Raw genomic sequence first — 21,250 nt, 5'->3', positions numbered from 1 at the left:
TGGGCCCCGGCGAGTGACGCGCTCGGGTCAGAGCATCGCCGTCAGCACGCCCCCATCCGCCCGCAGCGCGGCGCCGTTCGTCGCGGAGGCCCGGACGCTGGAGAGGTAGACGACGAGGTCCGCGACCTCGGTCGGATCGAGGAAGCGCTCCAGGAGTGTGGTCGTGTTCTGTCCGATGATCGCCTCTTTCATCACGTCCACGGAGACGGACTGGGCTGCTGCGACGGCGGCGACGCTCGCCGCGACGCCCTCCGAGTAGGTCGGGCCACCCAGGACGGTGTTGACCGTCACGCCGGTGCCGCGGGTGAGCTTGGCCAACCCGTTGCCCAGGGCGATCATCGCCGCCTTCGTCACGCCGTAGTGCACCATGTCGGCCGGGACGTTGACGCCGGACTCGCTGCTGACGAAGACGATGCGCCCCCAGCCCCGTTCCCGCATCCCCGGCAGGAGAGAGCGTGAGAGACGCACGCCGCTCATCACGTTCACCTCGAAGTAGCGCGCCCAGTCCTCGTCGGTGATGTCGGCGAAGTCGGCGAGTCCGAAAAGACCGACGTTGTTGACGAGGATGTCGACGTCGCCGAGCTGCTCCGTCAGCCGCGCCACCTGCGACGGGTCGGTGAAGTCCGCGGCGATCCCGGACACGGTCACCTCCGGGTGCGCGAGGGCCAGCACGCGCACCGCCGCGTCGACCCGTCCCTCGTCACGACCGTTGATCACGACATCGACCCCCTCGGCGGCGAGAGTGGACGCGACCGCGTATCCGATCCCCTGGCTCGATCCGCTGATGAACGCCCTCTTGCCGCGCAGCCCCAGTTCCATCCGTCTCCCTCTCACTTCCGCGGACCACCCGCTTCACTTGCCTGAGCAAGTCATCCTAGTCTCCACTTACTTTCCCAAGCAAGCAAAGAGCACGGATCGACCGCTACGGTGGAGGAATGTCGCCATCCTCCCGCGCCCCCTTGAACGCCGACGAGATGGACGTCTGGTCGGCGCTCGCGACGCTCCTCGAACGGCTCCCCGCGGCCCTCGACGCGCAGCTGCAGCACGACAGCGGACTGACCCACTTCGAGCACGGCATCCTGTACGCCCTCGACGCTGCACCGGAGCGCACGCTCCGCCTCAGTGTCCTCGCCGGCTACGCGAACAGCACACTGTCCCGGCTCTCCCGTGCGGTCACCCGCCTGGAGGCGAAAGGCTGGATCCGGCGCGAGGTCGATGCGGAGGACGGGCGCTTCACCCTCGGCATCCTCACCGGCGCGGGCCACCGGAAGGTCGAGGAGTCGACCCCCGCACACCAGGCCCTCATCCGCCGCGTCGTCTTCGACACCCTGACCCCGGCGCAGGCCCGGCAGCTCGGCGCAGCCAGCCGGAAGATCTCAGCCGCGCTCTCCCCCGACCCGACCTGGGCGCCGGGGGCGAAGGCGTGAGGAGGGCCCGCCCGCACGCGAGAACACGAAAGCCCCGGCGAGCGGACTCGTCGGGGCTTCTCTGTGCGGAGACGAGGGGATTTGAACCCCTGGTCCCCGTAAGGGGACTCCACCTTAGCAGGGTGGTGCACTAGGCCGGACTATGCGACGTCTCCAGGCATCCGGCTCGAGAGCACGGATGCACCCCACCATCATAACGGGTCCGGCGCGTGGTCACGAACCGCCGGTGTCGGATGATCCCCGGAGCGGCCCGATCGCCCTGCGATACTGGCCGCACGTTGCGAGGGTCCGGCCCCGCGGACGCGAGAGGAGTCGCCATGTCCGAGCCATCGGGAGCGCACGTCCGCGCGGGGTTCGCCGCCCCGGCCGACCCGAGGCGCGGCGCCCTGGGCTATGCCGCGGTGCTCGCCCTCCTCATCGTGTCGTACGGGCTGTGTGCGGCCCAGCCCGGCACGGTCCCCAGCCCCTGGGCGTTCCTGGCGATGCTGGTCACGGTCGCGATCGTGTTCCGCGTGACCAGGGCGCACGCCCTCGTGCAGCGGGTGTCGTGGGTCGTGCTCTCGGCCGCGGGCCTGGCCGCCCTTCTCGCGGCGTTCTTCGCCACGGACAGCCCCGCCCTCGCCGTCGCCCTCTCCGCCGCCTCCATGATCGCGCTGCTGGTCGCGCCGTGGGCCATCATCGCGCACCAGGTCACCCGCCGAGGCCTCGACGTCGAGGCGCTCCTGGCCGCGGTGACCGCGTACATCCTCGTCGGCATGTTCTTCGCCTTCGTCTACAACCTGCTGTCGCTGCTGCTGCCGACCCCGCTGTTCGGGGATGCGGCGAACGACTCGCTCGGCAATCAGCTCTTCTTCTCGTTCACGGCACTGACCACGACGGGCTACGGGAACCTCGTCCCCGTCGGACCGGGCGTGCAGGCGGTGGCCATCGCCGAGGGGATCACCGGGCAGCTCTTCCTCATCACCGCCGTCGCCCGCATCATGCGGGGTGCGAGCGCGCAACGCATCACCCCGACGCCGGCCTGATCGCGGTCACTCCCCGGTCGTCGAGCGGCGGGCGACGAGCTCCGGCCGGAACAGCACGTGCTCCGGCGCCGGTGCCACCTCGTCCTGTCCCCGCAGCAGCAGGTCGACGGCGGTCGAGCCGATGAGGGCGGCCGGCTGCCGCACCGAGCTGAGCGGGATCACGGCGGCCGCGGCGAAGTCGATGTCGTCGTAGCCCACGAGTGCGATGTCCTCGGGGACCCGGGCGTCACCGGTCATCACCAGGCTCTGCAGGAGGCCCAGGGCCAGGAGGTCGTTCGCCGCGAAGACCGCGTCCGGCCGATCCCCCGGGGCACGGTCGAGGATCTGGGCGCCGGCCCGGCGCCCCTCCTCGACGGTGAGCGCGGAGGTCGGGATGAACTCCAGCCCGATCCCCGCCGCGGCCGCCGCGGCCTGCGCGCCGCTCAGGCGGTCGGAGACCTGGCGCAGCGCGACCGGGCCGCCGACGAAGGCGATCCGGCGACGGCCGACCGCCAGCAAGTGCTCGGTCGCGATGCGTCCGCCCTCGACGTCGTCGACGGCGACCGAGGCGAACCGCTCATCCTGCGATTCCCGGTCGACGAGCACCGCGTGCGTCCCGCGCTCGTGCATCCGCACCAACCGCGGCAGGGACTCCGCCACGGGAGTGACGAGCACGCCGGTCACCCGCTGCTCCTCGAAGAGATCGAGGTGCATCGCCTCCCGCTCCTGCTTCTCGTCGCTGTTGGCGACGAGGACGGAGAGTCCGTGCTGGTCGGCGCGCTCCTCGGCTCCGCGGATGACCTCGGCGAAGAACGGGTTGCGGATGTCGAGCACGACGAGGCCGATCGTCCGGCTGCGCCCCGCACGGAGCTGCCGCGCCGCATCGTTGCGCACGAACCCGAGACGGTCGATGGATGCCTGCACACGCGCGACGGTCTCCGCGGCCACCTTCTCCGGCCGGTTGAGCACGTTCGATACGGTCCCGACGGAGACACCCGCGTCCTCGGCGACCTCCCGCACGCTGACGGCCATCGCGCCCTCCCTCCGGTTCCCGCCGCTGAAACGACTCATCCGCGGGGATCGCCTCAGACTCTCATGTCGTATTGACACGCGTCAACACAGCCCCTAGTCTCATCTGCATCAGGGTTTGAAACGATTCATTCCCTCAATGGAGAGAGAAATGATGTCCTCACCCACGACGGCGCCCGTGCTCGAGCTCGCCGACGTCCAGAAGGCGTTCGGGTCGGTGATCGCCCTGCGCTCCGGCACCATCGCCGTCCACCCCGGCTCCATCCACGCGCTCGTCGGCGAGAACGGGGCCGGCAAGTCCACGCTCGTGAAGATCGTCGCCGGCCTCTATCAGCGCGACGGCGGGGTCTTCCGCCTCCGCGGCGAGGAGGTCGACTTCACCTCGACCGCGCAGTCGAAGGCCGCCGGCGTCGCGGTCATCTACCAGGAGCCGACGCTCTTCCCCGATCTCTCCGTCACCGAGAACATCTTCATGGGGCGCCAGCCGACCGGGCGGTTCGGGCGGATCGACCGCAAGGCCATGCGCCACGAGGTCGAGCGCCTCTTCACCCGCCTCGGCGTCACCATCGACCCCGACCGCCCCGCCGAGGGCCTGTCGATCGCCGATCAGCAGGTCATCGAGATCGCCAAGGCGGTCTCCCTCGACGCCACGCTGCTCATCATGGACGAGCCCACCGCGGCGCTCTCCGGCGTGGAGGTGGAGCGGCTGTTCGCGATCGCCCGGAGCCTGCGCGATGAGGGACGCGGCCTCATCTTCATCTCACACCGGTTCGACGAGGTGTTCGCGCTCTGCGACACCGTGACGGTCATGCGGGACGGCGCGTACATCGCGACCTCCGCCATCGCCGACACTACGGTCGACGAACTCGTGCACCAGATGGTCGGCCGCGAGGTGTCCGAGCTGTTCCCGAAGCAGGAGGCGACGATCGGCGAGCCGCTGCTCGAGGTCGAGGGGCTCACGAGCCCCGGCCTCTTCCACGACATCTCGTTCTCCGTCCGTGCGGGCGAGATCGTCGGGCTCGCCGGCCTCGTCGGCGCCGGGCGCAGCGAGGTCGCCCGCGCGGTCTTCGGCGTGGACGGGTACCGCGAGGGCAGCGTGCGCATGAAGGGCCGCCGCATCCGCGCCCGCCGTCCGGTGGACGCGATGCGCGCCGGTCTCGCCCTCGTCCCCGAGGACCGCCGGAAGCAGGGCCTCGTCATCGAAGCCGGCGTCGGCGGGAACATCACCCTCGCGATCCGCCGGCGTCTCGCCCTCCTCGGCCTGCTCACCACCGCGATGGAGAACCGCGCCGCTCGGGAGTGGGCCTCGCGGCTCGAGGTGAAGACGCACGCCCTGGACACCGTCGCCGCGACGCTCTCCGGCGGCAACCAGCAGAAGGTCGTCCTCGCGAAGTGGCTCGCCACGCAGCCGCAGGTGCTGCTCATCGACGAGCCCACCCGCGGCATCGACGTCGGCACCAAGTCCGAGGTGCACCGCCTGCTGTCCCAGCTCGCCGGTCAGGGCATGGGCATCCTCATGATCTCGTCCGAGCTGCCCGAGGTACTCGGCATGGCCGACCGGGTGCTCGTGATGCGCGAGGGTCGCATCACGGCCGAGATCCCCCGCTCGGAGGCCACCTCCGAGAACGTCATGTTCGCCGCGACGCACGCATCGGAGCTCAGCTCGTGACCACCGCCATCCCCGTCTCCGCGCTCACCAAGCGCATCTCCGGTCTCGGCAGGGCCCGCGAGTTCGGCATCCTCCTCGCCCTCGTGCTCGTGGTCACCGCCGCGACCCTCAACAACCCGAAGTTCCTGTTCAGCGCCGACGGCTGGCGTGACCTGCTGCTGACGCCGTCGATCCTCGTGCTCGTCGCGGTAGGACAGGCCATCGTCCTCATCACGCGCAACGTCGACCTGTCCGTGGGTTCCGTGATGGGTCTGACCGCGTACCTGACCGGTCGGCTCTTCATCGACATCCCCGGCATCCCGATCGTCCTGGTCGTGGTCGCCGCCGTGGTGCTCGGCGCCCTCCTCGGCCTCGTCAACGGCGCGCTCGTCGCGTACGCCAAGGTGCCGGCGATGGTGATCACCCTCGGCACCCTCTACGCCTACCGCGGCATCAACGTGCTGTGGACCGGCAGCGACCGCGTGAACGCCTCCGACATGCCGCGCGACTTCCTCGCCCTCGGCACAGGGCAGCTCCTCGGCATCCCGATCCTCGCGATCGTCGCGGTCCTCGTACTCGCCATCGCCGCCTGGTACATGAAGAACACCCGCGGCGGCCGGGAGTTCTACGCGATCGGCTCCGACCCCGCGGCGGCCGAGCTCTACGGCCTGCGCGTCACCCGCCGCGTGCTCACCGCGTTCGTCCTGTCGGGAGCTCTCGCCGGACTCGCCGGCGTCTTCTACGCGGCCCGGTACGGCACCATCAACTCCCAGGCGGGAGCGGGATGGGAGCTGGACGCGGTGGGCGCGGCCGTCATCGGCGGCGTCGCGATCACCGGCGGCATCGGCTCGGTGTGGGGCGCCGCGATCGGCGCCGTGCTGCTGCTGACCATCAACCGCGCACTGCCGATCCTCGGCATCCCCGACTTCTGGCAGCGTGCCGTCGTCGGCCTGCTCATCATCGGCGCCATCGTGCTCGACCGCGTGCTCGCGGTGCGGCAGAGACGGCGGCTCATCGAGGCGAGGGACGAATCATGACCACCGCGACCGCCACCGCGACCACCCGCGTCATCCGCGACTACGACAAGCCCCTGTGGCGCCGGCTCCTGCTCACGCGCGAAGCCGCGATCGTCGGCCTGCTCCTGCTCGTCGCGGTCGTCTCGGCCTCCAGTATCCGCGGGTTCGGACAGCCCATCACGCTGACGTACCTGCTGCTCGACATCGCGCCGATCCTCCTGATCGCCCTGCCGATGACCCTCATCATGATCACCGGCGAGATCGACCTCTCGGTGGGCAGCATGGTCGGGCTGTCCAGCGTCGTCACCGGCGCGCTGGTGCAGGCGGGGCTCCCGTTCGAGCTCGCCGCGCTCGCCGCCCTCGTCGTGGGCGTGGTCGGCGGAGCGTTCAACGGCTTCCTCGTGACCGTCGTCGGACTACCCTCGCTCGCCGTCACGATCGGCACGCTCGCCCTCTTCCGCGGCCTCGCCGTCGGGCTGCTGGGCACGGCCGCCGTCACCGACTTCCCGGAGTTCTGGACGGCTCTCGCCAAGGCGAAGATCGCGGGCACCCCGATCCCCGTCATCACGATCCCGTTCCTCCTGCTCGTCGCGGTCTTCTCGGTCCTGCTGCACTTCACGCCGTTCGGCCGCGGGGTGTACGCGATCGGTCTGTCGAAGGACGCGGCGCACTTCTCCGGTGTGCACGTCGAGCGCACGAAGCTCATCCTGTTCGTGCTGTCCGGAGCGGTCGCCGCGTTCGCCGGCATCTTCTATACGCTCCGCTACGGCAGCGCCCGCGGCGACAACGCCACCGGCCTCGAGCTCCAGGTCATCGCGGCCGTCGTGCTCGGCGGGGTGTCGGTGTTCGGCGGTCGCGGCAAGATCTACGGCGTCATCGCCGCCGCCTTCCTCATCGGGGCGCTCGCGAGTGCACTCCGCCTGGTGAACGTCACCTCCGACGTCATCAACATCATCACCGGCACGCTCCTCGTGATCTCGGTGGTGGCCGCAAGCTTCCTGGCCTGGCTGCAGAAGGCACGCCGCCGACCGGGCAGACCCCCCGCCGGTGCCGCCACAGCGACGAAGGCACCGATGGACGCCGCGCCCGCGGCATCTCCCGACGAAAGGAACGAACAATGACGTTTGCACGCAAGCGTGTCACCGCCTTCGCCGCCCTCGCGGTGGCGGCGGCGGTCGCACTGACCGGCTGCGCCGGCTCCACCGACGGCGGAGGAGACGGCGGCGGCGACGGGGCGGACGCCTCGATCACCTTCTTGCCCAAGAACCTCGGCAACCCGTACTTCGACACGTCCAGCGAGGGCGGTAAGAAAGCCGTCGAGGAGTTCGGCGGCACGTTCTCCGAGGTCGGCCCTGCCGAGGCCACGCCCGACGCCCAGGTCAGCTACATCAACACGGCCACGCAGCAGGGTGTCGGCGCCCTCGTCGTCTCGGCCAACGACCCGCAGGCCATCTGCGACGCGCTGAACGAGGCCAGGGACGCCGGCGTCAAGGTCGTCACCTTCGACTCCGACACCAACACCGACTGCCGCGACCTGTTCATCAACCAGGCCGACTCCGAGGGCATCGCGAAGGTGCAGATCGACCTCATCGCCGAGCAGATCGGCGGCGCCGGGGAGATCGCCATCCTCTCCGCGTCGGCCAACGCCACGAACCAGAACGCCTGGATCGAGCTGATGGAGGAGTACGTCGCCAGCGAGTACCCCGACATCACGATCGTCGAGACGGTCTACGGCGACGACGACGACCAGACGTCGTTCGACAAGACGGCCGCGCTGCTGCAGACCCACCCGGACCTCAAGGGCATCGTCTCGCCCACCACGGTCGGCATCGCCGCTGCGGCGCGCTACCTGTCGACGTCCGACTTCAAGGGCCAGGTCGCGCTGACCGGACTCGGCACCCCCAACCAGATGCGCGAGTACGTGGAGGACGGCACCGTCACCGCCTTCGCGCTGTGGAACCCGGCCGACCTCGGCTACCTGGCCGCTTACGCCGCCCAGGCCCTGATCGCCGGCGACATCACCGGCGAAGAGGGCGACACCTTCGAGGCCGGCGACCTCGGCGAGTACACCGTCGGCGCCGACGGCGTCGTCCTGCTGGGCGACCCGTTCGTGTTCGACGCCGACAACATCGGCGACTTCGACTTCTGAGTCGCCCTCCGGCCGGCGCTCCCTGCGGGCGCCGGCCGGACCCCGAGAGGAATCGCATGACCCGCGTCGCCTTCCAGCTCCAGGTGAAGCCCGAGCTGCTGCCCGAGTACCTCGCCCGTCACACACCGGTACGCCCGGAGATGCTCCGCGAGATCGCGGCCGCCGGACGACGCGACTACAGCCTCTTCCTCGGAAGCGGCGGCGTGCTCTTCGGCTACTACGAGACCGATGACGACGCGGCTGCGCAGGCGTACCTCGCCGCCTCCCCCGTCGCCGCACGCTGGGAGGCCGAGATGGCCCCCTTCTTCCTCGGCCTCGACGGCCGTCCCGATCAGGCCGCCACCCCTCTCACCGAGGTGTTCCACCTCGAAGACCAGCTCGCCGCCGCCGGCGAGAGCGCCACACCCGCCACCGACAACGAAGGCCGTGCATCGTGAGCATCCTCACCCCCGACATCCTCGCCGCGCTCGAGAAGCAGAGCATCGAGCTGCCCAGCTGGGCGTTCGGCAACTCCGGGACCCGGTTCAAGGTGTTCAGCACTCCCGGCACGCCCCGTGACCCGTACGAGAAGATCGCCGACGCCGCGCAGGTCCACGCCCACACCGGGCTCGCCCCCACCGTGGCGCTGCATATCCCGTGGGATCTGGTCGACTCGTTCGACGATCTGCGCCGGCATGCCGAGGACCACGGCGTCGCCCTCGGCACCGTGAACTCCAACACCTTCCAAGACGACGACTACAAGTTCGGCGCCCTCACCCACGAGGATGCGGCCGTGCGGCGCAAGGCCATCGACCACCACCTGGCCTGCATCGACGTCATGGACGCCACCGGCAGCCGCGACCTGAAGATCTGGCTGGCCGAGGGGTCTAACTACCCGGGTCAGGCCGACCTGCGTGGACGCCAGGATCGCCTTCACGACTCGTTGCAGCAGATCTACGCGCGTCTCGGCGACCACCAGCGCCTCGTGCTCGAGTACAAATTCTTCGAGCCGGCGTTCTACCACACCGACGTCCCGGACTGGGGGACGTCCTACGTGCAGGTGACCGCCCTCGGCGACAAGGCGATGGTCTGCCTCGACACCGGCCACCATGCGCCGGGCACCAACATCGAGTTCATCGTGATGCAGCTCCTGCGCCTCGGCAAGCTCGGCTCGTTCGACTTCAACTCCCGCTTCTATGCGGACGACGACCTCATCGTGGGTGCCGCCGACCCGTTCCAGCTGTTCCGGATCCTGTTCGAGGTGATCCGGGGCGGCGGGCTGAACAACCCCGACGTGGCCTTCATGCTGGACCAGTGCCACAACATCGAGGACAAGATCCCCGGGCAGATCCGCTCCGTCCTGAATGTGCAGGAGATGACCGCGCGCGCCCTGCTCGTCGACCGCGAAGCGCTGGCGACCGCCCAGCGCAGCGGCGACGTGCTCGCGGCGAACGCCGTCTTCATGGACGCCTTCTCCACCGACGTCCGCCCGGCCCTGGCCGCGTGGCGAGAGGAGCGCGGGCTGCCCGCGGACCCGATGGCGGCGTACGCGGCCTCCGGGTACGGGCAGCAGATCGCGGAGGAGCGCGTGGGTGGCGTGCAGGCGGGCTGGGGAGCCTGAGCGTATGAGCGCGCACGACATCCACGATCACGTCTTCGACGGGCCGCACGGGCCGCTGCGCGTGCGCGTCTACTCCCCGGAGTCGCCGAGCGGCCACGGCTTGGTGTGGGCTCACGGCGGCGGATTCGCGGGCGGGGACATCGACATGCCGGAGGCCGACGCCGTCGCACGGGCGTTCGCAGATCGCGGAATCGCGGTCATGAGCGTGGACTACGCCCTCGCCCCGATGACAGCCGAGTGGAGCGCACGCCTCGGCGCGGAGAGGCGCGGCGGCGTGCACTACCCCGTCGCGCACGAGGAGATGGTCTCCGCGTTCCGCTGGGCCGCCATGTCGGACGTCGCGTCGCGAGGTTGGGCGATCGGCGGAGCCAGCGCAGGCGGCAATCTCGCCACCGGCGCGGCGCTCCGCCTCGCGCACGAGGGCGGCGCCGTGCCCGCACTCGCCGTCCTCGCGTACCCGACCCTGCAAGCGGTGCAGGCCGCTCCCGACCCGGAGCTGCGTGCCCTGCTCGACGGAGATCCCTCCGCGGACGTGTTCACCCCCGATTTCGTGCGCGGCATGTACGAGAACTACCTCGGGAGCGACCCCGACACGGCGGACGTCTATGCCGTCCCCGGCACCGCAGAGCCCGCAGCACTCTCCTCCTTCCCGCCCACCATCATGGTCAACGACGAGACCGACGAGCTCCGAGTATCCGGCGAGGCGTTCGCCCGCTCCCTCGCCGCTGCCGGCGTCGAGGTCGAAGTAGTCGTCGAGCCGGGCACCACCCACGGCCACCTCAATCGCCCCGAGGAATCCGCCTTCGCCGCGACGATCGATCGGTTCGCGGCTCGGATCCTGCAACTCCCCTGACTCTCCGGCGTCGACCGGGCATCTTCACTCACGAACCGAGGACTCACATGACGAACCCCACCGCCGCCGAACTGATCGCGCGGAGCAACCGCCTGGGCGCCGACCCGAAGAACACGAACTACGCGGGCGGCAACACCTCCGCCAAGGGCACCGAGATCGACCCGGTGACGGGGCAGCCGGTCGAGCTCCTCTGGGTGAAGGGCTCCGGCGGTGACCTCGGCACCCTGACCGAGGCCGGCCTCGCGGTCCTCCGCCTCGACCGTATGCGCGCGCTCGTCGACGTCTATCCGGGGGTCGAGCGGGAGGACGAGATGGTCGCCGCGTTCGACTACTGCTTGCACGGCAAGGGCGGCGCCGCCCCCTCGATCGACACCGCGATGCACGGCCTGGTCGACGCCCCGCACGTGGATCACCTCCACCCCGACTCGGGCATCGCGATCGCCACCGCGGCCGACGGCGAGGAGCTCACGACGACGATCTTCGGCGATCGGGTCGTCTGGGTGCCGTGGCGCCGCCCCGGCTTCCAGCTCGGACTGGACATCGCGCAGATCAAGGCGGAGAACCCGCAGGCCATCGGCACGATCCTCGGCGGCCACGGCATCACGGCGTGGGGCGACACCTCGGAGGAGGCGGAGGCGAACTCCCGGTGGATGATCGACACCGCCGCCGCCCACATCGCGGAGCACGGCTCCCCCACACCGTTCGGCGGCACGCGATCGGGCTTCGAGGCCCTGCCGGGGCCGAAGCGCCGCGCACGCGCGGCCGCCCTCGCCGGCACCATCCGCGGGCTCGCGTCGACGGACAAGCCGATGGTCGGCCACTTCACGGACAGCGACGTGGTCCTCGACTTCCTGGCCTCCGAGAAGGCTCCGGCCCTCGCCGCTCTCGGCACGAGCTGCCCCGACCACTTCCTGCGCACCAAGGTCAAGCCGCTCCTCCTCGACCTGCCCACCACCGCGACCCTGGAGGAGCAGACGGAACGCCTGCGGGAGCTCCACGCCGCCTACCGCGCCGACTACCAGGCCTACTACGACGCCTACGCGACCGCCGAATCCCCCGCGATCCGAGGTGCGGATCCACTCATCGTCCTCGTGCCCGGCGTCGGGATGTTCTCGTACGGAGCGAACAAGCAGACCGCACGGGTCGCCGGAGAGTTCTACATCAACGCGATCAACGTCATGCGCGGTGCCGAGGCCTTGTCGGCCTACACCCCCATCTCCGACGCGGAGAAGTTCCGCATCGAGTACTGGGCGCTGGAGGAGGCGAAGCTGCAGCGGATGCCGAAGCCGAAGTCCCACCAGGGCCGCATCGCCCTCGTCACCGGTGCCGCGAGCGGGATCGGCAAGGCCATCGCGACGCGCCTCGCCGCGGAGGGCGCCTGCGTCGTCATCGCCGACCTCGACCTGGACAAGGCCAGAGCCGCGGCCGCCGAGCTCGGGAACGAGGACGTCGCCATCGGCGTGGCCGCCGATGTCGCCGACGCCGACGCGGTGCAGGCGGCGATCGACGAGGCGGTGCTCGCGTTCGGCGGCCTCGACCTCGTCGTGAACAACGCGGGTCTCTCGCTGTCGAAGCCGCTGTTGGAGACGACCGAGAAGGACTGGGATCTCCAGCACGACGTGATGGCGAAGGGCTCGTTCCTCGTCTCGAAGGCGGCAGCCCGGGTGCTCATCGATCAGGGACTCGGCGGCGACATCATCTACATCTCCTCCAAGAACTCCGTCTTCGCCGGTCCGAACAACATCGCGTACTCGGCGACGAAGGCCGACCAGGCGCACCAGGTGCGACTGCTCGCGGTGGAACTCGGCGAGCACGGCATCCGGGTCAACGGGATCAACCCCGACGGCGTGGTCCGCGGTTCCGGCATCTTCGCCTCCGGGTGGGGAGCGAACCGGGCGGCCACCTACGGCGTCAAGGAAGAAGACCTGGGCCAGTTCTACGCCAACCGCACCATCCTCAAGCGCGAGGTCGTCCCCGAGAACGTCGCGGACGCCGTCTTCGTGTTGACCGGTCCCGAGCTGAGCCGGACCACCGGTCTGCACATCCCCGTCGATTCCGGCGTCGCCGCGGCGTTCCTGCGATGACCGACGACCACTCGCCCGCGGCCGCACGACACGTTCGTGCGGTCGCGGCGGTGGATCTCGGCGCCACGAGCGGCCGCGTGATGATCGGCCGGGTGGGGCCGGGCGTCCTGGAGCTCGAGCCGGTCTCCCGCTTCCCGAACGGCCCGGTCGCCCGCGCCGACGGTCTGCACTGGGACTTCGACGCGCTCGTCGCCCATGTGCTCGACGGCCTGGCCGAAGCGGTCAGCCGGGAACCGGGGATCGAGTCGATCGGGATCGACTCGTGGGCCGTCGACTACGGCCTCCTCCGCGCCGGAGAGCTGCTCGCGGAGCCGTTCCACTACCGTGACGATCGCACCGCTCGAGGAGTGGCCGAGGTGCACGCCCTCGTCCCGTTCGACGACCTCCACGCGCGCAACGGCCTGCAGTTCCTCCCGTTCAACACGCTCTACCAGCTCCGGGCGGACGAACTCAGGCACGACGCCGACACCGCGCTCCTCATCCCGGACCTCCTCGCCTTCCTCCTCACCGGCGCCCGCGTCGCCGAACGGACCAACGCCTCGACGACGGGGCTGCTGGATGTGGAGTCCGGCACCTGGGACCGGGCGCTCGCGACCCGCCTCGGCATCGACGCCTCCCTCCTACCGGACCTCGTCGACCCCGGCACGGTCATCGGTCGGCTGCGCCCCGAGGTCGCGGAGCGCATCGGCGCGGATCTGCCGGTGATCGCCGTGGGTTCGCACGACACCGCCTCGGCGGTGGTCGCCGTCCCGATGACCTCACCCCGTGCCGCGTACATCTCCTGCGGCACCTGGGGGCTGGTCGGGGTCGAGCGGGTCGAGCCGATCCTCACGGCGGCGGCGAGGGACGCCAACTTCACCAACGAACGCGGCGTGGACGACCGCTTCCGCGTCCTCCACAACGTGACCGGACTCTGGCTCCTCAGCGAGACCGTGCGAGCCTGGGAAGACGAGGACGGAGCGCCCATCGACCTGTCGGGGCTGCTCGCCGAAGCTGCTGCCGCGGCGCCGCCGTCGGGGGTGTTCGATGCGAACGACCCCGCGCTCTCGGCCCCTGGCGATATGCCTGCGCGTATCAGCGATCTCCTGCGTTCCCGCGGCACCACCGTCCCCGCCTCGCGTCCCGCGTTCGTCCGGCTCGTCGTGGAGAGCATCGCCACCGCGTTCGCCGACGCCGTCCGGACGGCGGGCGGTCTCGCCGGGCACTCCGTCGACGTCATCCACCTCGTCGGGGGCGGGTCCCTCAACCGGCTCCTGTGCCAGGCGACGGCGGACCGCACCGGGGTTCCCGTCCTGGCCGGCCCCGTCGAGGCGACGGCCCTCGGCAACGTCCTCGTGCAGGCGCGGGCGCTCGGCGCGGCGCCTGCCGAGCTCTCGGAGCTTCGCGCCCTCGTGGCGACGACGCACCCGCCGACGGTCTACCGCCCGCGGAGCGCCTGAGCGCTGATCAGCGCACGTTGCCGTTCGAGCACGTCTGCTGCGCGGCGGAGTTGCCCTTGATCGAATCGGGCAGCGCCACGACGTCCGGAGCGGTCGTCGGGGTCGGCGTCGCCTCCTGCGTCGGGGTGGTGGGCTCGGCGGGCTCGGTGGGTGTCGTCGGCTCCTGCACGACGACACCGTCGTTGCTGGTGTTCTCGTGCGTGATCTGCAGCTGGGCGTTGGCCTCGATCGCGTCCCAGAGCGCCGCGGCGGCCTCGTCGTTCGGCACGACCTTGTTCGGGTCGTCCCAGTCCTCCAGGGTCGGGTACTGCACGAACACGATGTCCTCGAACGGCACCGACTTCACGGCGAGAGCGATCTTCACCATCGTCATCGGATCGGCGAGCGACGTGCTCGTCTCCAGGTTCTGGATGCCCGTGTTGGCGAGCTTCAGCATCACCGGCACGTTGCCCAGCACCTCGCCGCTGATGAGCTTGCGGGCGAGGCTCGACATGTACTGCTGCTGGTTGCCGATGCGGCCCAGGTCGCTGCCGTCGCCGACGCCGTGACGGGTGCGGAGGAACTGCAGAGCCTCGAGCCCCTGGACGGTGTGCGTGCCGGCTGCCATGTCGAGACCCGTGTAGCGGTCGCGGATCGGGTTGGCGAGGCAGACGTCGACGCCGCCGATCGCGTTGGTGATCTCGATGACGCCGCCGAACGTCACGGAGGCGGCGAACTGCACCTCCTGGTCCGTGAGGGCCGATATCGTGCGGACGACGCAGTTCAGTCCGCCGTCGGTGTAGGCGACGTTCAGGGGCTGCTTGCTCATCGCGGCGGTGGCGTTGCCGTCCTCGTCCTCACAGGACGGGATGGGGATCATCAGGTCGCGCGGGAAGCTGACGACCGTGATCCGCCGCGGCTCCTCCGAGACGTGCACGAGCAGATTCACGTCGTTGAGGGTGCCCTCGGCATCCCCGCCGGTGCACCGATCGCCGAAGTACTGCTTGTAGTCGTCCTCGCACGTGTCGACGCCGGTGAGGACGAGGTTGAAGCCGCCCTTGTACTCTCCGATGTCCGGCGGCACGTCTTCCTGCCCGTCGAGGTCGACGGCGTTCGCCGAGACGGTGCTGGAGAAATCGAGGTAGAAGTAGGCCGCGACGCCGATACCGCTGACGAGGACCACCGCCATGCTGATCGCGAGAAGCCGGAGGAGCTGGCTGACGGCGCCGGGCGAACGCAGCTGACCATGTCGCGCGACGGTGCGGCGGCGGCGGGTGTTGTCGCTCACTCGGGCCCTTTCGGATTCAGCGCGGCGGGGGTACCGCGCTCAGGAAGCGGAGGGTGTGGGATTCGAACCCACGAGACATCTCTGCCCACTGGTTTTCAAGACCAGCTCCATCGGCCGCTCGGACAACCCTCCCGACAGAAGCATCTGTCGACCAGGCGCGAGTCTAGCCGAGTTCTATTCTCCGGCGTCGACCTGGGCGGGCGCTGGAAGCGTGTCCAGGGCGCTGGCGAGCCCTCCCTGCTCGACGTCGGCGGTGATCTCCCCCGCGGCGTCCTTCACCTCGACCGGCGCCTGTCCCATGGCCACCGCGCGCCCGCCGCCGCTGCGCGCCCAGCCGAACATGCCGATGTCGTTGCGTCCGTCTCCGGCGACGAGCACGCGCGCGGCGTCGAGACCGAGCTCGTCGCGCACGCGTTCCAGGGCCGTGCCCTTGTCGACGCCCTGCGGAGCGATGTCCAGCCAGGCCGTCCAGCCGATCGCGTACGAGACCTCGTTGAGCCCGGCATCGGCGACGAGCCGGTGGAAGTCGTCCTCGTCGTGCCCGGGTGAAACGACGACGATCCGGGAGACGGGGAGGGCCCCGAGCTCCTCGAAGTCGACCTGACGGCCGCCGTCGAGCGTCCAGTCGTCGAGCTGCTCGGTGAACAGCCGCTGCCCCGAGCCGAGCTCCACCATGTACCGCGCGTCCGGGAGCCGGTCCCGCAACAGCGCCAGCACGGGTGTCGGGTCGAAGGTCTCGACGTGCCAGCGCTCCCAGTCGTCCCCGTCGCGGCGCATCGTGACGGCGCCGTTGGAGCACACCACGTACTCGGCGGTGAGGCCGAGCTCCTCCACGTAGCGACGGGTCGCCATCCAGCTGCGACCGGTCGCGATGGTCACCACGTGTCCCGCGTCGCGGACGCGGGCGACGGCCTCAGGAACACCGGGGCTCATCGTCTCGTCCTGCAGGAGGATGGTCCCGTCGACGTCGAGGCCGACCAGCCAGGGCGCCGTCACCGGGTGCTCTGCTCGTCGGCGAGCGGGCGGATCACCTCGAGTCCGCCGAGGTAGGGGCGCAGGACCTCCGGAACCCGCACCGAGCCGTCCGCCTGCTGGTGCGTCTCGAGCAGGGCGACGATCCAGCGCGTCGTCGCGAGCGTGCCGTTGAGGGTCGCGACGTGCTGGGTCTTCGGCGCCGTACCGCCCTCCTCCACGGCAGGGCGGTAGCGCACGTCCAGACGACGCGCCTGGAAGGTCGTGCAGTTCGAGGTGGAGGTCAGCTCGCGGAACGCGCCCTGTGTGGGCACCCAGGCCTCGATGTCGTACTTCCGCGCCGCGCTCGACCCGAGGTCTCCCGCGGCGACGTCGATCACCCGGTACGCGAGGCCGAGCGAGGTCAGCATCTCCTCCTGCAGCGCGACGAGGCGCAGGTGCTCGGCCTCGGCGTCCTCAGCCGTGGTGTAGACGAACATCTCCAGCTTGTTGAACTGATGCACGCGGATGATGCCCCGGGTGTCCTTGCCGTGCGAGCCGGCTTCCCGGCGGTAGCACGTGGACCATCCGGCATAACGGAGGGCCCCGCTTGCGAGGTCCACGATCTCGTCCTTGTGATACCCGGCGAGAGCGACCTCGCTGGTGCCGACGAGGTAGAGGTCGTCGTCCTTGTCGAGGTGGTACACCTCATCGGCGTGCTCCCCCAGGAACCCCGTGCCCTGCATGATCTCAGGGCGCACGAGGGTGGGCGTGATGAGGGGGACGAAGCCGTTCTGCAACGCCTTGTCGAGAGCGAGGTTCATGAGCGCGATCTCGAGTCGGGCACCGATCCCGCGCAGGAAGTAGAAGCGCGCACCGGAGACCTTGGCCCCCCGCTCCATGTCGATGGCGCCGAGAAGCTCACCGAGCTCGAGGTGGTCGCGCGGCTCGAAGTCGAACGCCGGGACCTCGCCCACGCGACGGAGCTCGACGAAGTCCTCCTCGCCGCCGGCCGGGACGCCGTCGATCACGACGTTCTCGATCCGCGCGAGTGCCGTGGCAGCGGCCTCGGCCGCTTCGTTCGCCGCGTGCTGGGCCTGCTTGACGCGGTCCGCGAGGTCTTTGGCCTGCGCGACGAGGGCCGCCTTCTCCTCCTTGGGCGCCTTCGCCACCTGCTTGCCGAACGCGTTCTGCTCGGCGCGCAGCTCCTCGAACGCGGCGAGCGCGGCGCGGCGCGATCGGTCGGCCTCGAGTGCGACGTCGACGGTGCTCTGGTCATTGCCACGGGCAGCCTGCGAACGGCGGACGATCTCCGGGTTGTCGCGGAGGAGTGCGAGGTCGATCATGCCGCAAGTCTACGAGGTGTGCGCCCGGGGACCGGGCTGCCGGGTATCCCTCCACCCGTGCTGCTCTCCTCGGACGATGCCGGTCTAGAGTAGCGCCATGACCACGAGTCCTCCCGTTCGGAAGCAGGCGGCGCTCGTGTACAACCCGGTGAAGATCGACGGGAAGCGTCTGCGCGCCCAGGTCCGCGACCTGTCCCGCGAGGCCGGATGGGACCACCCCGCCTTCTACCCCACGACCGTGGAGGACGCGGGGCAGGGAGCGACGGCGGAAGCGCTCGCGCGCGGGGTGGACGTCGTGCTCGTGGCCGGCGGCGACGGCACGGTGCGGGCGGTCGCCGAAGCCATCGCCAATACGGGCGTGCCACTCGCGATCCTCCCGAGCGGCACCGGGAACCTTCTCGCGCGCAACCTCGGTCTCCCGCTGGCCGACCCCGCGGAGATGATCCGTGCCGCCCTCGGCGACTTCCACCACCCCATCGACATCGGCTGGGCCCGGATGACCAGGGAGGACGGCGGCGAGGAGGAGCATGCGTTCGTCGTGCTCGCCGGCATCGGCCTGGACGCCGACATGATCGCGAACACCCGTGCCGATCTGAAGAAGTCCGTCGGCTGGATCGCCTACGTCGACGGCGCCGCCCGGTCACTCCCCCGCGCGAAGCCCTTCCGCGCGGTCTACCAGATCGGCACAGGGCGCCTGCACTCCACGAAGGTGCACAGCATCCTGTTCGCGAACTGCGGCACCCTTCCGGCCGGCATCTCCCTGATCCCCGACGCGTCGATCACCGACGCGACCCTCGACGTCGCGGTCATCCAGCCGACCGGCGTCCTCGGCTGGCTCGGCGTCTGGCGCAAGATCTGGTGGGACAACTCCGTGCTGCGCCGGTTCCGTGCCGGACGGCTCGTGCTCGAGCGCCGTGGCACGGACGCGTCCGTCCATTACTTCCGGGGCGCCCGCGCCGAAGCTGCGGCGCCCGCCCCCACGCCCATCGAGCTCGACGGCGACGAGTTCGGCGAGGCCGTGCGCGTCACCTGCCGTGCCGACCCCGGCGCACTCCTGCTGGCTCTGCCCACCGGGCACCCGGTGCACATCCTCTGAGGAGTCGCCTCCTCAGCGCACGTCGACAGTGCCCTCCAGACCGCCGCCGACCAAGGTCAGCTGGAACGGACCATCATCATCGACCTCGTCCTCGGCGAACTCGATCACCGTGCCCCGCGGCGCCATGTCCATGGTGCACACCTGGTTCTCGTCGGTGACGAACGTGACGGTCCCCGTGGACCCGTCGGCCTCGACGGACTCGACGACCGGAGCACAGCTGGAGGATCCCCAGGTCAGGAGGACGAGCCCACCGTCGTCGAACCAGCCGGCCGAAGGCTGATACTCGGTCGACGATCCCGGTGTCGCCGTGGCGTCGGGATCGGCATCGACGTCGATCTCGTCGAGCAGGTCCCCGTACGTCACGACGAGAGTGATGTCCTTCGTCGGGTCGACCCCCTCGGGCAGCGCGCCCAGGCTCGCGCGCGGTGCGAGGTCGGCCGTGCAGGCCTGTTCCGTCGCACCATCGGCGTCCGGCTCGACGAGGGTGACCGAGACCCGCTGTCCCTCGGCGGTGATGTCGTCGACCTGGGGCAGGCACGTCGAGGATCCCCAGCTCACGATGGCGAACATCCGTCCGTCGTCGAGGAGCGTCGCGTCCATGTCGTCCTGGTCGTCGCTGCTCCCCGCACTCCCGGGACCGCTGGACGGGTCGGACGTCGAGTGCGGTGCCGCTCCGCCGGGACCGACCGTGCAGCCGGCGAGGACGAGAGCGGCGGCGAGCGCGGAGGACACGGCGATCACAAGCCTGCGGGGAGTCATGCCCTCAGGCTAGCGGCGGGTTCCCCCGCCCGAAATGGGGCTTGACGAAATGCGCGGTCACTGCAGCGCGGAGGTCAGCCGTGCCAGGTTGTCGAGCACGGTGGAGCGCAGGGGCTGCTGCATCCATTCCTCGAGGGTCAGCTCCCGGCTCAACGACCGGTACTTGTCCTCGACCTCGCGCATCTCGGCGACGAACTCCTGGCCGCGGACGAGCATCGAGACCTCGAGGTTCAGGCCGAACGAGCGCATGTCCATGTTGCTCGACCCGATGACGGCCACCTCATCGTCGATCGTGAGGCTCTTCGTGTGGAGGATGTAGGGCTTCCGGTACATCCAGATCCGCACCCCCGCGCGCAGCAGCGCTTCGTAGTAGCTCCGCTGGGCGTGGTAGACCATCGCCTGGTCGCCCTCCTCAGAGACGAACAGCTGCACCTCGACACCGCGGTCCACGGCCGCGGTGACCGCCAGCAGCAGAGCCTCGTCCGGGACGAAGTACGGGCTGACGATCATGATCTGCTTCTTCGCCGCGTAGAGGAGCGCGAGGAACAGGCGCAGGTTGTTCTCGACCTCGAAGCCGGGACCGGACGGCACCACCTGGCAGTCCAGGTCCCCCGATCCGATGTTGGCGTGAGAGATGTCGATCTCCTCCAGCACGACATCGGTCTCGCTGTACCAGTCGCTGAGGAAGATCGCGTTGACGCTCAAGACCACCGGTCCGTCGAGCCTCACCATCAGATCGACCCAGTGCAGACCGCGTCGGATGTTCTTCGGCAGGTTGTAGGTGGAGTCGGTGATGTTCTGCGATCCCAGGAAGGCGATGTTGCCGTCCACGACGAGCAGCTTGCGGTGATTGCGCAGATCAGGGCGCTGCATCTTGCCCTTGAGTGGCTGCACCGGGAGCATCAGATGCCACTCGGCGCCCATCTCGTTGAGACGGGCGATGGTCTGGCGGTAGCGCGGCTTGCCGCGGTTCGCCCAGTGGTCGAGGAGCACGCGCACGGCCACACCCCGAGCAGCCACCTCTTCGAGGGCGCGGAAGAAGTTGTCCGTCGAGTCGTCGGACTGCAGGATGTAGAACTCGACGTGCACGTAGTCCTGCGCCGTGCGGATCGCCTCCGCCATCTCGTCCAGTGATTCCTGGTAGTCGGAGATGAGGTGCGCGCCGTTGTCGCCGGAGAGCGGCAGAGCGCCGAGGCGCTGATTCATCTGCACGATCGGCCCGAACCAGGCGGGGGCGTTCGGCCGGAGCGTCCCGAAGTGGAGGTGCTCGCTGGTCTCCGCGATGTACTCGTTGATCTGCTCCTGCTTGCGGCGCCGCGCACGCGGCAGGCGGGGGTTGCCGATCAGCAGGAACAGGAAGACGCCGACCACCGGGATGAAGAACACGGCGAGGAGCCAGGCCATCGCCGCGGTGGGCCGGCGGTTGCGCGGGATGACGATGATCGCGGTGACGCGGATGATGATGTCGAGCACCAGCACGAAGGCGGCGACCCACCAGCCCCAGGACTCCGCGGTCATCACGCCCCCTCACCCACACCGGGGATCGTCGTCACCCCGGGTCGCGCCGGACCCGGCGCGCTCG

The 21,250-nt window shown here is 70.0% G+C and carries 19 protein-coding genes and 2 tRNA genes; 12 read left to right on the top strand and 9 right to left on the bottom strand.

The annotated features are described in order from the left end of the window. Positions 1-27: 27 nt before the first annotated feature. Positions 28-819, bottom strand: coding sequence for an SDR family NAD(P)-dependent oxidoreductase (locus tag C6C15_RS03265; protein WP_105949257.1), 792 nt, complete (start codon positions 817-819; stop codon positions 28-30). A gap of 116 nt (positions 820-935) precedes the next feature. Between C6C15_RS03265 and C6C15_RS03260 the strand changes: the two genes are divergently transcribed. After that, entirely contained in the window at positions 936-1,427 is a 492-nt protein-coding gene (locus C6C15_RS03260; RefSeq protein ID WP_105949256.1) for a MarR family winged helix-turn-helix transcriptional regulator, read from the top strand. A 66-nt stretch (positions 1,428-1,493) separates the two neighbouring features. On the opposite strand, the gene C6C15_RS03255 is transcribed toward C6C15_RS03260, so the two are convergent. Beyond that, positions 1,494-1,582: transfer RNA gene (locus tag C6C15_RS03255), tRNA-Ser, on the bottom strand. Positions 1,583-1,744: 162 nt separating this feature from the next. Between C6C15_RS03255 and C6C15_RS03250 the strand changes: the two genes are divergently transcribed. Then, positions 1,745-2,452, top strand: a complete 708-nt coding sequence (locus tag C6C15_RS03250; RefSeq protein ID WP_105949255.1) for a potassium channel family protein — start codon at positions 1,745-1,747, stop codon at positions 2,450-2,452. A 6-nt stretch (positions 2,453-2,458) separates the two neighbouring features. Here C6C15_RS03250 and C6C15_RS03245 read toward each other — a convergent pair whose 3' ends face one another. Next, a complete protein-coding gene (locus C6C15_RS03245; protein ID WP_025104562.1) occupies positions 2,459-3,463 on the bottom strand; it encodes a LacI family DNA-binding transcriptional regulator in 1,005 nt (334 codons plus the stop codon). Between the two features lie 148 nt (positions 3,464-3,611). Between C6C15_RS03245 and C6C15_RS03240 the strand changes: the two genes are divergently transcribed. The 9 genes from C6C15_RS03240 to C6C15_RS03200 are packed head-to-tail and all read left to right on the top strand — an operon-like array spanning position 3,612 to position 14,249. Beyond that, positions 3,612-5,129 carry a sugar ABC transporter ATP-binding protein gene (locus tag C6C15_RS03240; protein ID WP_105949254.1) on the top strand — a complete coding sequence of 506 codons (1,518 nt, stop codon included), beginning with the start codon at positions 3,612-3,614 and terminating at the stop codon, positions 5,127-5,129. After that, entirely contained in the window at positions 5,126-6,145 is a 1,020-nt protein-coding gene (locus tag C6C15_RS03235; protein WP_234024212.1) for an ABC transporter permease, read from the top strand. The genes C6C15_RS03240 and C6C15_RS03235 overlap by 4 nt, the downstream gene beginning before the upstream one ends. Then, positions 6,142-7,245 (top strand): ABC transporter permease, encoded by a 1,104-nt coding sequence (locus C6C15_RS03230; RefSeq protein WP_105949253.1) that lies wholly within the window; start codon positions 6,142-6,144, stop codon positions 7,243-7,245. The genes C6C15_RS03235 and C6C15_RS03230 overlap by 4 nt, the downstream gene beginning before the upstream one ends. Continuing rightward, complete coding sequence (rhaS, locus tag C6C15_RS03225) at positions 7,242-8,273, top strand: rhamnose ABC transporter substrate-binding protein (RefSeq protein WP_025104566.1); 1,032 nt, start codon at positions 7,242-7,244, stop codon at positions 8,271-8,273. Before C6C15_RS03230 ends, rhaS begins: the two co-directional genes overlap by 4 nt. A 56-nt stretch (positions 8,274-8,329) precedes the next feature. Then, positions 8,330-8,710, top strand: coding sequence for an L-rhamnose mutarotase (locus tag C6C15_RS03220; RefSeq protein WP_105949252.1), 381 nt, complete (start codon positions 8,330-8,332; stop codon positions 8,708-8,710). Next, the gene (rhaI, locus tag C6C15_RS03215; protein ID WP_105949251.1) at positions 8,707-9,873 is read left to right on the top strand and encodes an L-rhamnose isomerase; all 1,167 of its coding nucleotides are present in this window, start codon (positions 8,707-8,709) and stop codon (positions 9,871-9,873) included. Before C6C15_RS03220 ends, rhaI begins: the two co-directional genes overlap by 4 nt. A gap of 4 nt (positions 9,874-9,877) precedes the next feature. Then, complete coding sequence (locus C6C15_RS03210) at positions 9,878-10,726, top strand: alpha/beta hydrolase fold domain-containing protein (RefSeq protein WP_060921419.1); 849 nt, start codon at positions 9,878-9,880, stop codon at positions 10,724-10,726. 47 nt (positions 10,727-10,773) lie between these two features. Then, positions 10,774-12,810 carry a bifunctional aldolase/short-chain dehydrogenase gene (locus C6C15_RS03205; protein ID WP_105949250.1) on the top strand — a complete coding sequence of 679 codons (2,037 nt, stop codon included), beginning with the start codon at positions 10,774-10,776 and terminating at the stop codon, positions 12,808-12,810. Then, positions 12,807-14,249 carry a rhamnulokinase gene (locus tag C6C15_RS03200; protein ID WP_105949249.1) on the top strand — a complete coding sequence of 481 codons (1,443 nt, stop codon included), beginning with the start codon at positions 12,807-12,809 and terminating at the stop codon, positions 14,247-14,249. Before C6C15_RS03205 ends, C6C15_RS03200 begins: the two co-directional genes overlap by 4 nt. A gap of 7 nt (positions 14,250-14,256) precedes the next feature. Here C6C15_RS03200 and C6C15_RS03195 read toward each other — a convergent pair whose 3' ends face one another. The 4 genes from C6C15_RS03195 to serS form a co-directional block, all read right to left on the bottom strand. Further along, positions 14,257-15,516, bottom strand: a complete 1,260-nt coding sequence (locus C6C15_RS03195; RefSeq protein WP_060921416.1) for an LCP family protein — start codon at positions 15,514-15,516, stop codon at positions 14,257-14,259. 47 nt (positions 15,517-15,563) lie between these two features. Further along, positions 15,564-15,648 (bottom strand) — tRNA-Ser (locus C6C15_RS03190). A 42-nt stretch (positions 15,649-15,690) separates the two neighbouring features. After that, positions 15,691-16,512, bottom strand: a complete 822-nt coding sequence (locus C6C15_RS03185; protein WP_060921415.1) for an HAD family hydrolase — start codon at positions 16,510-16,512, stop codon at positions 15,691-15,693. Continuing rightward, a complete protein-coding gene (gene serS, locus C6C15_RS03180; RefSeq protein ID WP_060921414.1) occupies positions 16,509-17,813 on the bottom strand; it encodes a serine--tRNA ligase in 1,305 nt (434 codons plus the stop codon). The genes C6C15_RS03185 and serS overlap by 4 nt, the downstream gene beginning before the upstream one ends. Positions 17,814-17,910: 97 nt before the next feature. Between serS and C6C15_RS03175 the strand changes: the two genes are divergently transcribed. Next, the gene (locus C6C15_RS03175; protein ID WP_105949248.1) at positions 17,911-18,909 is read left to right on the top strand and encodes a diacylglycerol/lipid kinase family protein; all 999 of its coding nucleotides are present in this window, start codon (positions 17,911-17,913) and stop codon (positions 18,907-18,909) included. A gap of 12 nt (positions 18,910-18,921) precedes the next feature. Here the strand turns inward: C6C15_RS03175 and C6C15_RS03170 are convergent, their stop codons facing one another. Together C6C15_RS03170 and cls are read right to left on the bottom strand one after the other, a co-directional pair. Further along, entirely contained in the window at positions 18,922-19,668 is a 747-nt protein-coding gene (locus C6C15_RS03170) for a hypothetical protein (protein ID WP_060921412.1), read from the bottom strand. A gap of 57 nt (positions 19,669-19,725) precedes the next feature. Then, positions 19,726-21,186, bottom strand: coding sequence for a cardiolipin synthase (gene cls / locus C6C15_RS03165; protein ID WP_060921411.1), 1,461 nt, complete (start codon positions 21,184-21,186; stop codon positions 19,726-19,728). Between the last annotated feature and the right edge of the window lie 64 nt (positions 21,187-21,250).

This window comes from Microbacterium sp. str. 'China' (genome assembly GCF_002993305.1).
GTDB classification, from domain to species: domain Bacteria; phylum Actinomycetota; class Actinomycetes; order Actinomycetales; family Microbacteriaceae; genus Microbacterium; species Microbacterium paraoxydans.
This window is presented reverse-complemented; position numbering and strand designations above follow the sequence as displayed.

Bases quoted from the DNA above. Each gene is read 5' to 3' on its own strand.
- C6C15_RS03265 (WP_105949257.1), bottom strand. From the start codon at position 819: ATGGAACTGGGGCTGCGCGGCAAGAGGGCGTTCATCAGCGGATCGAGC.
- C6C15_RS03260 (WP_105949256.1), top strand. From the start codon at position 936: ATGTCGCCATCCTCCCGCGCCCCCTTGAACGCCGACGAGATGGACGTC.
- C6C15_RS03250 (WP_105949255.1), top strand. From the start codon at position 1,745: ATGTCCGAGCCATCGGGAGCGCACGTCCGCGCGGGGTTCGCCGCCCCG.
- C6C15_RS03245 (WP_025104562.1), bottom strand. From the start codon at position 3,463: ATGGCCGTCAGCGTGCGGGAGGTCGCCGAGGACGCGGGTGTCTCCGTC.
- C6C15_RS03240 (WP_105949254.1), top strand. From the start codon at position 3,612: ATGATGTCCTCACCCACGACGGCGCCCGTGCTCGAGCTCGCCGACGTC.
- C6C15_RS03230 (WP_105949253.1), top strand. From the start codon at position 6,142: ATGACCACCGCGACCGCCACCGCGACCACCCGCGTCATCCGCGACTAC.
- rhaS (WP_025104566.1), top strand. From the start codon at position 7,242: ATGACGTTTGCACGCAAGCGTGTCACCGCCTTCGCCGCCCTCGCGGTG.
- C6C15_RS03220 (WP_105949252.1), top strand. From the start codon at position 8,330: ATGACCCGCGTCGCCTTCCAGCTCCAGGTGAAGCCCGAGCTGCTGCCC.
- C6C15_RS03210 (WP_060921419.1), top strand. From the start codon at position 9,878: ATGAGCGCGCACGACATCCACGATCACGTCTTCGACGGGCCGCACGGG.
- C6C15_RS03205 (WP_105949250.1), top strand. From the start codon at position 10,774: ATGACGAACCCCACCGCCGCCGAACTGATCGCGCGGAGCAACCGCCTG.
- C6C15_RS03200 (WP_105949249.1), top strand. From the start codon at position 12,807: ATGACCGACGACCACTCGCCCGCGGCCGCACGACACGTTCGTGCGGTC.
- serS (WP_060921414.1), bottom strand. From the start codon at position 17,813: ATGATCGACCTCGCACTCCTCCGCGACAACCCGGAGATCGTCCGCCGT.
- C6C15_RS03175 (WP_105949248.1), top strand. From the start codon at position 17,911: ATGACCACGAGTCCTCCCGTTCGGAAGCAGGCGGCGCTCGTGTACAAC.
- C6C15_RS03170 (WP_060921412.1), bottom strand. From the start codon at position 19,668: ATGACTCCCCGCAGGCTTGTGATCGCCGTGTCCTCCGCGCTCGCCGCC.
- cls (WP_060921411.1), bottom strand. From the start codon at position 21,186: ATGACCGCGGAGTCCTGGGGCTGGTGGGTCGCCGCCTTCGTGCTGGTG.